Origin of the sequence: Pseudomonas citrullilanati (genome assembly GCF_030580855.1) — a bacterium.
Lineage (GTDB): Bacteria > Pseudomonadota > Gammaproteobacteria > Pseudomonadales > Pseudomonadaceae > Aquipseudomonas > Aquipseudomonas citrulli.
The window spans coordinates 1-13,024 of sequence record NZ_JAUQOP010000055.1; the positions used below are offsets into that span (position 1 = coordinate 1).

Here is a 13,024-nt window from a genome sequence, read left to right on the forward strand (position 1 = left end):
GTAATCGCCAGCTCAGAGCCTTGCAACGCAAAGCTACTAAGCTGGGAATGAGGTTGATCGATGCTGCTTAAAAAGCATTAAAAACAATGGGTTGTAATTTGTTTGATGAGAGCTTGCTCCCGCTGGGCTGCACCGCAGCCCCAAGGCCATCACCCACATACCCTCAGACGGATCGCATCGACTGTCCCGGGGCTGCCTCGCAGCCCACGGGAGCGAGCTCTCTCGCCACGAGAAAAGTAGATAGCAGATATTCTCATTAGTAGTGTTATATTGTTTCAATTGAAGGAATTGGAACAACATAACATGTCATCTTTAAAACGGATTTCCCTCGCCAGCCTGGCCCTCGGCCTGTTGGGCGACCCAGCCCTGGCCGAAGAACCCCAGCCCCTGGAACTGGACGCCATCAGCGTCACAGCCGATTACGAATCCCCCACCGGCCCCGTCGCGGGCTATCGCGCCTTGCGCTCCGCCAGCGCCACCAAAACCGACACGGCCCTGCGGGACATTCCCCAATCCATCAGCGTGATTCCCGCCACCGTGCTCAAGGACCTGGGCAGCACCCGCGTGGAACGGGCTCTGGAATTTGCCGGCGGCGTATCGAAACAGAACAACTTCGGTGGCCTGACGCTCTACGAATACAGCGTGCGCGGCTTCACCACCTCGGAGTTCTACAAGGACGGTTTCAGCGCCAACCGGGGTTACCCGAGCACGCCGGACACTGCCAACATCGAGCGCATCGAAGTGCTCAAGGGCCCGGCGGCGAGCCTGTACGGGCGTGGCGATCCCGGCGGCACGGTGAACATCGTCACCAAGAAACCCCAGCCCGAGGCCTTCACCAGACTGCAGGCCAGCGCCGGCAGCTGGGATCGCTACCGCACCGCGCTGGACGTCAATGCGCCGCTGGATGCCGAGGGCAACCTGCTGTCGCGGGTCAACCTGGCGGTCGAGGACAACCACAGCTTTCGCGACCACGTCGACAGCCAGCGCGTGTTCGTCGCCCCCGCCTTCCATTGGCAACTGAACCCCGACACCCGCTTGCTGGTGGAAAGTGAAATCGTGCGCCACAGCTCGACGTTCGATCGCGGCATCGTCGCCCCGAACAATCGCTGGAGCGGCGTGTCCCGCTCGACCTTCCTCGGCGAACCCAACGATGGCGACATCGACAATCACAACAACATGCTCCAGGCCGCCCTGGAGCACCAGCTCAACGACGCCTGGCAAGTGCGTCTGGCCAGCCACTACAAGCAGGGTGAACTCTGGGGCTTCGCCTCCGAGGCACGTCCGTTGAACGCCGACGGCCACACGGTGAATCGCCGCTATCGCGAGCGCGACAATAATTGGCACGACAGCATCACCCAGCTGGAATTGCGCGGGCTGTTCGACCTCGGTCCCTGGCAGCATGAATTGCTGGTTGGCAGCGAATATGAGGATTACCGCAAGAACGAGCGCGTGACCACCGTCGGTGGCAGCCCCTATCCCATCGACATCTACCATCCGATCTACGGCCAGCCGAAACCCAATGGTGCTCGGAGCGGCACGGACTTCTTCGAGCATGTGCAAAGCCGCGCACTGAACCTGCAGGATCAGATCGTCTTCACCGACAAATTGCGAGGCATGCTTGGCGTGCGCTACGAGCATTTCGAGCAGAGCATCGATGACCACACCCGCAACGCCACCAGTCGCCAGCGCCACGACACCCTGACGCAACGGACTGGCCTGCTCTATCAGCTGACGCCCGAGGTCGGCCTGTTCGCCAACGCCTCTACCTCGTTCAAGCCCAATAACGGTCTGGACGCCGATGGCAAGACTTTCGACCCCGAGGAAGGTGTTGGCTACGAAGTGGGAATCAAGAGCGCGTTGTTCGACGACCGCCTGAGCACGACCCTGGCCGCGTTCCATATAGAAAAGGAAAACGTCCTGAGCCCGGTCGTCGGAACCGACTTCAGCCGTGCCGTCGGCAAGGCTCGCAGCCAAGGCATCGACCTGCAGGTGACCGGCCAGGTGAGCGACGCCGTGCGGGTAATTGGCGCGTATGCCTACATCGATGCCGAGGTGACCAAGGGTGACGAAACCATTCCCACCGGCAGCCGGATCCTTGGCGTCGCCAGACACAGCGGTAGCCTGCTGGGGGTCTACGAATTCCAGGACGGACACCTGCGCGGTTCGGACGTCGGCGCGGCATTCACTTACGTCGGCGATCGTTCGGGCGAAGCCGGCAAGGATTTCGACCTACCGGCCTACCACACCGTGGACCTGCTGGCCCATTACAAGGCCAGCGATGAGGTCACCGTGGGCCTGAACCTGAACAACGTCTTCGACGAAAAATACTACGAGCGCGCCTACAGCACCTATTGGGTCAATCCCGGCGAGCCACGCAATTTCACCGTCAGCCTCACCCTCGATCTGTAAAAGGAAATACCCATGAAACACCCCAAGACGATCGCCCTGCTCGGCCTGCTCCTGGCAACACAGGCCTCGGCCCATGGTTTGTGGACCGAACAACGGCGCGGCAACATCGAAGTGATCTACGGCCATGGCGCCGAAGACAATGCGTTCAAGGCGCAGAAAGTCAGCGGCGCCTGGGCCTATGACCTCGCTGGCAAAATGATCCCCGTCACCGTGCAGCGCCTGCCTGACCACGCCCGCCTGCAACCGCTCAAGCCACCGGCCGTGCTCGCGGTGGCACTGGACAATGGCCCGTGGTCCCAGACCGCCGACAAGAAGTGGGTCAATGAAGGGCGCAGCAAAGTACCGGGGGCGCTCGAATCGACCCACACCTTCAAATACAGCCTGGCGATCTACGAACCGGGGGCGAAGCTGCCGAAACTGGACGCGGTCAAGTTCCTCATCCTGCCCGAAGCCGACCCGCTGACCGTCGGTCCTGGCCAGTCATTGCCCGTGCGGGTGCTGCTCGACGGCAAACCGGCCGCCGGCGTGAAACTGGTAGGCGACTACCGCAGCGCACCGAACACCGTGTCGACCGAAACCGACGCCGAAGGCCGGGCCAAGGTGCTCGTGCGAAACGAAGGGCTGAACGTGATCGCCGCACAAATGGAGATCCCACTCAAGGACGATCAGGATGCGGCCACCCGTGGCGTGTTCACCTCGCTGACGTTCCTGGGTGAACCGCATCACGAGTAAGGTTCTATCCCCTGAAAAACAATGTGGGAGCGAGCTTGCTCGCGATGGCAGAGGTTCAGTCACACAAGCCATGACTGATACACCGCTATCGCGAGCAAGCTCGCTCCCACAGGTCTTGCATCGAAGGATCAGAGATCGCCGAGGGCGTCGACCAACGCCTGGTTCTGCTCCGGCGTGCCAATGCTGATCCGCAGGAACTGGGCGATCCGCGCCTGCTTGAAGTGCCGCACGATCACGCCCTGCTCCCGCAACTTCGCCGCCAGACCGGCCGCATCATACTGCGGGTGACGGGCGAAAATGAAGTTGGCCGCCGACGGCAGCACCTCGAAACCTTTGGCCTCCAGTTGCGCCACCACCCACTCGCGGTGCTCGATGACCCGCTGGCAGGTCTGCTCGAAATACTCGCGGTCGTCGAACGCCGCCGCACCACCGACATTTGCCAGGCGATCCAGCGGGTAGGAGTTGAAGCTGTTCTTGATCCGCTCCAGCGCTTCGATCAGGTCCGGATGGCCCACCGCCAGGCCCACCCGCAGCCCCGCCAGCGAGCGGGACTTGGACAGGGTCTGGGTGACCAGCAGGTTGGGGTAACGGTCCACCAGGCTGATGGCCGTTTCGCCGCCGAAGTCGATATAGGCTTCATCGACCACCACCACCGATTCCGGGTTGGCTTCGAGGATCCGCTGCACCGCATCCAGTGCCAGCAGGCAACCCGTCGGGGCGTTCGGGTTGGGAAAGATGATCCCGCCGTTCGGCTTGGCATAGTCCGCCGGGTCGATCCGGAACTGCGCGTCCAGCGGCACCGCGTCGAACGGGATACCGTACAGCCCGCAATACACCGGATAGAAGCTGTAGCTGATGTCCGGGAACAGGATCGGCTGGTCGTGTTGCAGCAAGCCGTGGAAGATGTGCGCCAACACTTCGTCCGAACCGTTGCCGAGGAACACCTGGTTGGCTTGCACGTTGTAATAGCGGGCCACGGCACTCTTCAGCAGATCGCTGTTGGGATCCGGGTACAGGCGCAGGTTATCGTTGAGCTCGGCCTGCATCGCCGCGAGCGCCTTGGGCGACGGGCCGTAGGGGTTCTCGTTGGTGTTGAGCTTGACCAGCCGGGTCAGCTTGGGCTGCTCACCCGGTACGTAGGGCACCAGGTCCTTGACGAACGGGCTCCAGAATTTACTCATTTCAGTTCCCCTGTCCTTCAATGGATGGCTCATCCAGAATGCGGTACTCGGCACTGCGAGCGTGGGCGCTCAACGATTCGCCACGGGCCAGCACGGAAGCGGTCTTGCCCAGCTCGGACGCGCCCTGCTCGGAGCAGAAAATGATCGACGAACGCTTCTGGAAGTCATACACCCCCAGCGGCGACGAGAAGCGCGCGGTGCCTGACGTCGGCAGCACGTGGTTGGGCCCTGCGCAGTAGTCGCCCAGGGCTTCGCTGGTGTGGCGGCCCATGAAGATCGCACCGGCATGACGGATCTTCGGCAGCCAGGCCTGTGGATCGGCCACCGACAACTCCAGGTGCTCCGGTGCGATGCGGTTGGCGACCTCGATGGCCTGCTCCATGTCATCGACCTTGATCAGCGCGCCACGACCATTGATGGACGTGTTGATGATCTCGGCGCGGTCCATGGTCGGCAGCAGCTTGTCGATGCTGGCGGCCACCTGGTCGAGGAACCCGGCATCCGGGCTGACCAGGATCGCCTGGGCGTCTTCATCGTGCTCGGCCTGGGAAAACAGGTCCATGGCGATCCAGTCCGGGTCGGTCTTGCCGTCGCACACCACGAGGATTTCCGAAGGACCGGCGATCATGTCGATGCCGACCTGGCCAAACACGTGGCGCTTGGCGGTGGCGACATAAATGTTGCCCGGGCCGACCACCTTGTCGACCCTCGGCACGCTTTCGGTGCCATAGGCCAGCGCCGCCACCGCCTGGGCGCCGCCGATGGTGAACACCCGGTCCACCCCGGCGATGCAGGCAGCCGCCAGCACCAGCTCGTTGATTTCACCCCGCGGGGTCGGGACCACCATGACCACTTCGGCCACGCCGGCGACCTTGGCAGGGATGGCGTTCATCAGCACCGACGAGGGATAGGACGCCTTGCCACCCGGCACGTACAGGCCGGCACGGTCCAGCGGCGTGACTTTCTGGCCGAGCACCGTGCCGTCGGCCTCGGTGTAGGACCAGGAATCCTGCTTCTGCCGTTCGTGATAGTCACGCACCCTGGAGGCGGCTTTTTCCAGGGCTTCGCGCTGGGCCACGGTGATCCGTGTCAGGGCCAGCTCCAGGCGCTCGCGCGGCAGGATCAGGTCGGCCATGGACGCCACCTGCAAGCCGTCGAACTTCTGGGTGAATTCCACCAGCGCCGCATCGCCACGCTCGCGCACGGCCTTGATGATGTCCAGTACCCGCTGGTTGACCGAATCGTCAGACACACTTTCCCAGCTCAGCAAATGATCCAGATGATGGGCGAAATCCGGATCGGCAGCGTTGAGTCGGCGAATCGATGTGGGAGCGGTCATGGCGAGGGCCTCATTAATGGCGAATGCTCAGGCGCCCTAAGCTACCAGTCCATTCGCGTGGGCACCTGAGAAAATTGGCTATGACACGGATAGACGGGCGCGACCGCAGTCGCGCAGGTGTATCAGCCGCGGTGTCGCGATTCCACTGCCTTGCGCAGGGTATCGATCAAAGCCTGGATACGGGCGTGCTGCATCTTCATCGACGCCTTGTTGACGATCAGACGGGAGCTGATGTCGGCGATGAAATCCTGGGGTTCCAGGCCATTGGCCCGCAGGGTGTTGCCGGTGTCGACCACGTCGATGATCTTGTCCGCAAGACCGATCAGCGGCGCCAGTTCCATTGAACCGTACAACTTGATGATATCGACCTGGCGGCCTTGCTCGGCGTAGTAGCGCTTGGCGATGTTGACGAACTTGGTCGCCACCCGCAGGCGGCCCTTGGGCTGCGGCGCGCCGACCTTACCGGCGGTCATCAGCTTGCAACGGGCGATTTGCAGGTCCAGGGGCTCGTACAGGCCCTGGCCGCCGTATTCCATCAGCACGTCCTTGCCGGCGACACCGAGGTCGGCAGCGCCATGTTCAACGTAGGTCGGCACATCGGTGGCACGCACGATCAGCAAGCGCACGTCGGCCTGGGTCGTGGGGATGATCAGCTTGCGGCTCTTGTCCGGATTCTCGGTCGGCACGATGCCCGCTTCAGCCAGAAGCGGCAGGGTGTCGTCAAGGATGCGGCCCTTGGACAGTGCGATGGTCAACATGGAAAGCGTCAGTCCTTATCAAGGTACTCATGCCCGGACGCAAGCGGCGCCGGACATACATCGAGGGTGCAGACACCCTCGACCTGAAACGAAATCAACGGACGCGTCCTTGCGCCCATGCAGGCGGGATCAACCCGGTACGCGGCGGATCTTGGCGCCGAGCATCTGCAGTTTCTCTTCGATGCACTCATAGCCACGGTCGATGTGGTAGATGCGGTCGATCAGGGTGTCGCCTTCGGCAATCAGGGCCGAGATCACCAGGCTGGCCGAGGCCCGCAGGTCGGTGGCCATGACTGGCGCGCCCTTGAGCTTCTCGTTGCCGGTGACGATGGCGGTGTTGCCTTCGACCTGGATCTTGGCGCCCATGCGGTGCAGTTCGTACACGTGCATGAAACGGTTTTCGAAGATCGTCTCGATCACCGCGCCCGTGCCTTCGGCAATCGCGTTGAGGGAGATGAACTGGGCCTGCATGTCGGTCGGGAACGCCGGGTACGGGGCGGTCCGCACGTTGACGGCCTTTGGCCGCTTGCCGTGCATGTTCACTTCGATCCAGTCTTCGCCGCAGGTGACTTCGGCACCGGCTTCCTTGAGCTTCTCCAGGACGGCCTCGAGAATGGTCGGATCGGTGTCCTTGACCTTGACGCGGCCACCCGTGACGGCAGCGGCCACCAGGTAGGTGCCGGTTTCGATCCGGTCCGGCATCACCTTGTAGGTGGCCGAATGCAGGCGCTCGACGCCATCGATGGTGATGGTGTCGGTGCCGGCGCCGCTGATCTTGGCGCCCATGGCGATCAGGAAGTTCGCCAGGTCCACCACTTCAGGCTCGCGCGCGGCGTTCTGCAGCACGCTGCGGCCCTTGGCGAGGGCAGCGGCCATCATGATGTTCTCGGTGCCGGTCACGCTGACGGTATCGAAGAAGAAGTGCGCGCCGCGCAGGCCACCTTCAGGCGCCTTGGCCTTGATGTAGCCGCCTTCGACGTCGATCACCGCGCCCATGGCTTCCAGGCCGCGGATGTGCAGGTCCACCGGACGCGAGCCAATGGCGCAACCGCCCGGCAGGGCGACTTCGGCTTCACCGAAGCGAGCGACCATCGGGCCCAGCACCAGGATCGACGCACGCATAGTCTTGACCAGCTCGTACGGCGCGACCAGGGTCTTGATGGTGCGCGGGTCGATCTCGACGGCGAGTTTCTCGTCGATCACAGGCTCGATGCCCATGCGGCCGAACAGCTCGATCATCGTGGTGATGTCGTGCAGGTGCGGCAGGTTGGCCACGGTCACCGGGCCATCGCACAGCAGGGTCGCGGCCAGGATCGGCAGAGCGGAGTTCTTTGCCCCGGAAATACGGATTTCGCCATCAAGACGAACGCCGCCGGTAATAATCAGTTTATCCATAAGAATCTCGACGCCCTTGGGCTCAGGTGCGCTCGGCCCAGGCCGCGCTGCTGAAAAATTTCATAGTGACCGCATGGATGCTGCCATCGGTGATCCATGGGTTCAAATGGGCATAGACCTGCTGCTGACGCTTCACCGGGCTCAACGCCGCCAGTTCATCGCTGATCACGTTCAACTGAAAGTTGCAGCCTTCGCCTTCAACTTCCACCTGCGTACCTGGCAGTTTTGCTTCAAGGAAGCTCTTAACTTCTACAGCCTGCATGCTCAACCTCAATCGGCGCCCTGTGCGCGCGGGTCGCACATCATACAAAAAAGCCCCGCGCCTGCGAACCCCGCATAGCAGGACTCTGACGGGGGGACTTTTCCAAGGATGTGGGTCAGGGGTGCGCCAACAACTCGGTCAGCTCGCTGACCTGGGCTATTTCGCGCATGTCTTCGGGCATCCCACGGATGCTCCACGTTTTACCGGCAGCCTTGGCGTCGCGCATGAAGCACAGCAGCAGCGACAGGCCGACGCTGCTGGACTTCTGCACCGCCGAGCAGTCGATGACCACTTCGGCGGCACCGCAGGACTCGATCAGCGCCTGGCCCTGCTTGCGCAGCGCCGGGCCGGTGCGGTAGTCCAGCACGCCGCTGAGCATCAGCTCGCCGGCCGGGCCCGGACGAACGGCCGACTCACTCACCGGCTCGATCATTGTTCCTGCTTCTCTTTGGCTTGCTCGGTCACTTCCTTGGCCTTGGCCACTTCACCGGCCCAACCGTCGATGGTCTTGTCCAGGTTGTTGCCGTTGCGCTGCATCGCGTCGGCGAACTGGTCGCGGAACAGCTTGCCGATGTTGATGCCGTTGATGATCACATTGCGCACTTTCCACTCGTCGTTGATCTTCTCGAGCGTGTAGGACACCGGGTAGACCGCCCCGTTGTTGCCCTTGACCTGCATGTCGACGCTGGTACGCGTGCCGCTCTCGTCCTTCGCCGGCGAGACCGTGATGCCCTGGTTGTTGTACTCGAGCAACGCGTTGCCGTAGAACTGCATCAGGCTACGCTTGAAGTTTTCCTGGAAGCGGGTCATCTGCGCCGGGGAGGCCTTGCGCGAGTACTTGACGGTCATGATGCTCTTGGAAATGCCGTCGGCGTCCACCACCGGCCCGACGATACCGTTGAGCGCATCGTAGAACGCGCCCGGGTCCTGCTTGTATTTCTCCTTGTTGGCCGCCAGGTCCGCCAGCAACCGGGTGGTGGTGTCCTGGATGATGTCGTGGGCCGAAGGCGCGGCCACGGCGTTGCCCATCAGCGGCAGCGCCGCGAGCAACACCAACAGGCTACGTCGCAAGATAGAGATCATTCAAAAGCTCCTCATTTGGCGTCTTTGCTAACGGTATTGAGCAGGAATTTACCGATCAGGTCCTCGAGCACCAGGGACGACTGCGTATCGTGGATGGTCCCGCCGTCCTTGAGCACGGTCTCTTCCCCACCTACGCTGAGGCCAATGTATTTCTCGCCCAGCAGCCCAGCCGTGAGGATAGACGCCGTGGTGTCAGTTGGCAGGTTGTCCACGCGCTTTTCCAGCTGCAGCGTCACCCGACCGGTGAAATCCTCGCGGTTCAGATCGATTGCCGTGACCTTGCCGATGGTCACACCGGCCATGGTCACCTTGGCTCTGACAGTCAAACCGGCGATATTGTCAAAATATGCATAAAGTTTATAAGTGTCGGTGCTTGCGGTCGGCGCCAGCCCACTGACCCGCAGGGCCAGCAGCAGCAAAGCCAGGATGCCAGCCAGCAAGAAAAGGCCGACACCGATTTCCAGGGTGCGGTTTTGCATCAGAAATCTCCAAACATCAAGGCGGTCAGAATAAAGTCAAGGCCCAGGACCGCCAGCGAGGCGTACACCACGGTCTTGGTTGTGGCACGGCTGATCCCCTCTGACGTGGGCTCACAGTCATAGCCTTGGAACACGGCGATCCAGGTCACCACGAAAGCGAATACGGCGCTCTTGATCACACCGTTGAGCACATCGTCGAGGAAGTCGACGCTGTTCTGCATGTTGGACCAGTAGGAACCTTCATAGACCCCCAGCCAGTCGACCGCCACCCACGAGCCGCCCCAGATCCCGACGACGCTGAAGATCATCGCCAGCACCGGCAGGGAAATGAAGCCGGCCCACAGGCGCGGGGCGATGATGTACTTGAGCGGATCGACACCGATCATTTCCAGGCTGGACAGTTGCTCGGTGGACTTCATGTTACCGATTTCAGCCGTCAGCGCCGAACCGGCACGCCCGGCGAACAGCAGCGCGGTCACCACCGGGCCGAGTTCGCGCAGCAGGGTCAGCGCGACCATCTGCCCGACGGCCTGCTCCGAGCCATAGCTGGACAGGATGCTGAAGCCTTGCAACGCCAGCACCATGCCGATGAAGATCCCGGAGACCACGATGATCACCAGGGACATCACCCCCACGGCGTGCAACTGCTTGACCAGCAGGCCAAAACCGCCGCCCGTGGCGCTGCGGCCCAGCAAGGCGTGCATCAGGAACAGCGAGGAACGGCCCAGCACCGCCACCACGTCGATGCCCGACCGGCCAAACAGGCGAATTCTTTCCAATAATGATTTCTTGCGCATCAGCGCTTCCCCAACAGATCGGTACGGTAGTCCGTGGCCGGAAAATGGAACGCCACCGGTCCGTCCGGATCACCCTTCATGAATTGGCGAATACGCGGGTTGTCCGAGTCCTTCAACTCCTGGGGCGTGCCCTGCCCCAGCACCTGGCCATCGCCGACCACATAGATGTAGTCGGCAATGCTGGCGGTTTCGGCCAGGTCGTGGGACACCACGATACTGGTGATGCCCAGCGCGTCGTTGAGCAGGCGGATCAGGCGCACGAGCACGCCCATGGCGATCGGGTCCTGCCCGACGAAGGGCTCGTCGTACATGAGGATCTTCGGATCGAGGGCGATCGCCCGTGCCAGGGCGACCCGGCGCTTCATGCCACCGGACAGTTCGTCCGGCATCAGCTCGAGGGCGCCACGCAGCCCGACGGCCTGCAACTTGAGCAACACGATGTCGCGGATCATCTCTTCCGGCAGGTCGGTATGGACCCGCAGGGGAAACGCCACGTTCTCGAAGACGTCGAGGTCGGTGAACAAGGCACCACTCTGGAACAACACGCCCATGTGCTTGCGCGCATCGAACAGGTCGCTGCGCGACAATTGGGGAAGATTCTGGCCATTGACCCAGACTTCGCCGGCACTGGGACGCAGCTGCGCGCCCATCAGCCGCAACAGCGTGGTCTTGCCGCACCCGGAAGGCCCCATGATGCCGGTCACCTTGCCGCGCGGGATGCGAATATCGATGTCATTGAAAATGCTGCGCGTCCCTCGCTTGAAGGACAGCCCCTTCAGCTCGACCGCGTAGGCGTTGTCGGCACTCATCTAAACTCCTTGCGATGCAGCCTCACATTCGAATGCCCCGGCCAGCCGACAAACGCCGGTACCGCCGGGCACCCGAACCGGCGGCGAACTATAGCACTGCAACACCCCTGCGCCCAAGGCCCAAGCCAGGGCCCGATCGGCCCGGACCCACGGGCAAAGACCACACTTTGTGTCAGGCCGGGCTGGCCATTCGCACAAAGCATGACGAACTTGCGTGAGTGAATGGTTCATTGCCGCTATAATCGCCGCCTTTTCATCGGGCTATACGATTTCTGACATGAGCCAATCCAGCGACCTGATTCAATCGGCACAACGTACCATCCGCCTCGAGCTCGAAGCCGTACAAGGCTTGCTGCCCCATATCGACGCTGATTTCGTACGCGCCTGCGAGATGATTCTGGCCAGCAAGGGCCGCGTGGTCGTGGTCGGCATGGGCAAGTCCGGGCACATCGGCAACAAGATTGCCGCCACGCTGGCCAGCACCGGCACCACGGCGTTTTTCGTGCATCCGGCCGAGGCCAGCCATGGCGACATGGGCATGATCACCCGCGATGACGTCATCCTGGCATTGTCCAACTCCGGTTCCACCCATGAAATCGTCACGCTGCTACCGCTGATCAAGCGCCTGGGCATCCAGTTGATCAGCTTCACTGGCAACCCCGATTCACCGCTGGCCAAGGCCGCCAACGTAAACCTCAACGTGCATGTCGAGCACGAGGCCTGCCCGCTGAACCTGGCGCCGACCTCCTCCACCACTGCCGCGCTGGTCATGGGCGATGCCCTGGCCGTGGCCCTGCTGGAAGCCCGGGGCTTCACCGCCGAAGACTTCGCCTTTTCCCATCCCGGCGGCGCCCTGGGCCGTCGCCTGCTGCTGAAAGTCGAAAACGTGATGCACGCCGGCCAGGAGTTGCCGCAAGTGCAGCGCGGCACCCTGCTCAAGGACGCCCTGATGGAAATGACCCGCAAGGGCCTGGGCATGACAGTGGTCCTCGAAGCCGACGGCAAGCTGGCCGGGATCTTCACCGACGGCGACTTGCGCCGCACCCTGGACCGCACCATCGACATCCACAGCGCGACCATCGACCAGGTGATGACGCCCCACGGCAAGACTGCCCGCGCCGAGATGCTCGCCGCCGAGGCCTTGAAGATCATGGAAGACCACAAGATCAACGCCCTGGTGGTCGTCGACGACGAAGATCGCCCGGTGGGCGCCCTGAACATGCACGACCTGTTGCGTGCGGGAGTCATGTAAATGAACGAAGACCTGTTGCAACGCGGCCAAGCCATCAAGCTGGCGGTATTCGATGTGGACGGCGTGCTGACCGACGGTCGCCTGTATTTCCTCGAGGACGGCAGCGAGTTCAAGACGTTCAACACCCTCGACGGCCATGGCATCAAGATGCTGATGGCCGCCGGCGTACAGACTGCCATCATCAGCGGCCGCAAGACCCCGGTGGTCGAGCGGCGCGCGAAAAACCTCGGCATCCCGCACCTTTACCAGGGGCGCGAGGACAAACTCGTCGTCCTCGACGAGCTTCTGGGTCAACTCAACCTAAGCTATGAACAGGTGGCCTATCTCGGTGACGACCTGCCGGACCTGCCGGTGATCCGCCGGGTCGGCCTGGGCATGGCGGTGGCCAACGCGGCCAGCTTCGTCCGCGAACACGCCCACGGCGTCACCATGGCGCGCGGCGGCGAAGGTGCGGCCCGTGAATTCTGTGAACTGATCCTGCGCGCCCAGGGCCGCCTCGAAGCGGCCAACGCCGCGTACCTGTGAGCC

The 13,024-nt window shown here is 62.5% G+C and carries 14 protein-coding genes; 4 read left to right on the forward strand and 10 right to left on the reverse strand.

What is annotated here, in order from left to right; all coding sequences use genetic code 11:
- The first annotated feature begins 303 nt into the window (after positions 1-303).
- Positions 304-2,409 carry a TonB-dependent siderophore receptor gene (locus Q6A48_RS23690; RefSeq protein WP_304556832.1) on the forward strand — a complete coding sequence of 702 codons (2,106 nt, stop codon included), beginning with the start codon at positions 304-306 and terminating at the stop codon, positions 2,407-2,409.
- Positions 2,410-2,421: 12 nt separating this feature from the next.
- Positions 2,422-3,141, forward strand: a complete 720-nt coding sequence (locus tag Q6A48_RS23695) for a DUF4198 domain-containing protein (RefSeq protein WP_304556833.1) — start codon at positions 2,422-2,424, stop codon at positions 3,139-3,141.
- A gap of 128 nt (positions 3,142-3,269) precedes the next feature.
- Here the strand turns inward: Q6A48_RS23695 and hisC are convergent, their stop codons facing one another.
- The 10 genes from hisC to Q6A48_RS23745 form a co-directional block, all read right to left on the reverse strand.
- On the reverse strand, positions 3,270-4,322 hold the full coding sequence (gene hisC / locus Q6A48_RS23700; RefSeq protein ID WP_304556834.1) for a histidinol-phosphate transaminase: 1,053 nt from the start codon (positions 4,320-4,322) through the stop codon (positions 3,270-3,272).
- Position 4,323: 1 nt separating this feature from the next.
- The gene (gene hisD, locus Q6A48_RS23705) at positions 4,324-5,661 is read right to left on the reverse strand and encodes a histidinol dehydrogenase (RefSeq protein WP_304556835.1); all 1,338 of its coding nucleotides are present in this window, start codon (positions 5,659-5,661) and stop codon (positions 4,324-4,326) included.
- Between the two features lie 122 nt (positions 5,662-5,783).
- Positions 5,784-6,419, reverse strand: coding sequence for an ATP phosphoribosyltransferase (gene hisG / locus Q6A48_RS23710; protein WP_042729872.1), 636 nt, complete (start codon positions 6,417-6,419; stop codon positions 5,784-5,786).
- Between the two features lie 129 nt (positions 6,420-6,548).
- On the reverse strand, positions 6,549-7,814 hold the full coding sequence (murA, locus tag Q6A48_RS23715; protein ID WP_042729873.1) for a UDP-N-acetylglucosamine 1-carboxyvinyltransferase: 1,266 nt from the start codon (positions 7,812-7,814) through the stop codon (positions 6,549-6,551).
- 22 nt (positions 7,815-7,836) lie between these two features.
- Positions 7,837-8,076, reverse strand: a complete 240-nt coding sequence (locus tag Q6A48_RS23720; protein ID WP_042729874.1) for a BolA family protein — start codon at positions 8,074-8,076, stop codon at positions 7,837-7,839.
- 115 nt (positions 8,077-8,191) lie between these two features.
- Positions 8,192-8,497 (reverse strand): STAS domain-containing protein, encoded by a 306-nt coding sequence (locus tag Q6A48_RS23725; RefSeq protein ID WP_304556857.1) that lies wholly within the window; start codon positions 8,495-8,497, stop codon positions 8,192-8,194.
- A gap of 8 nt (positions 8,498-8,505) precedes the next feature.
- On the reverse strand, positions 8,506-9,159 hold the full coding sequence (locus Q6A48_RS23730) for an MlaC/ttg2D family ABC transporter substrate-binding protein (RefSeq protein WP_304556836.1): 654 nt from the start codon (positions 9,157-9,159) through the stop codon (positions 8,506-8,508).
- An 11-nt stretch (positions 9,160-9,170) separates the two neighbouring features.
- On the reverse strand, positions 9,171-9,638 hold the full coding sequence (mlaD, locus tag Q6A48_RS23735; RefSeq protein WP_042729876.1) for an outer membrane lipid asymmetry maintenance protein MlaD: 468 nt from the start codon (positions 9,636-9,638) through the stop codon (positions 9,171-9,173).
- Positions 9,638-10,435, reverse strand: a complete 798-nt coding sequence (mlaE, locus tag Q6A48_RS23740) for a lipid asymmetry maintenance ABC transporter permease subunit MlaE (RefSeq protein WP_304556837.1) — start codon at positions 10,433-10,435, stop codon at positions 9,638-9,640. The genes mlaD and mlaE overlap by 1 nt, the downstream gene beginning before the upstream one ends.
- Positions 10,435-11,244 (reverse strand): ATP-binding cassette domain-containing protein, encoded by an 810-nt coding sequence (locus tag Q6A48_RS23745; RefSeq protein ID WP_304556838.1) that lies wholly within the window; start codon positions 11,242-11,244, stop codon positions 10,435-10,437. The genes mlaE and Q6A48_RS23745 overlap by 1 nt, the downstream gene beginning before the upstream one ends.
- A gap of 277 nt (positions 11,245-11,521) precedes the next feature.
- Here Q6A48_RS23745 and Q6A48_RS23750 point away from each other — a divergent pair, with 277 nt between their 5' ends.
- Positions 11,522-12,496, forward strand: coding sequence for a KpsF/GutQ family sugar-phosphate isomerase (locus Q6A48_RS23750; RefSeq protein WP_304556839.1), 975 nt, complete (start codon positions 11,522-11,524; stop codon positions 12,494-12,496).
- Positions 12,497-13,021: a KdsC family phosphatase gene (locus Q6A48_RS23755; RefSeq protein ID WP_304556840.1), complete on the forward strand. Its 525-nt coding sequence runs from the start codon at positions 12,497-12,499 to the stop codon at positions 13,019-13,021.
- Positions 13,022-13,024: the final 3 nt, after the last annotated feature.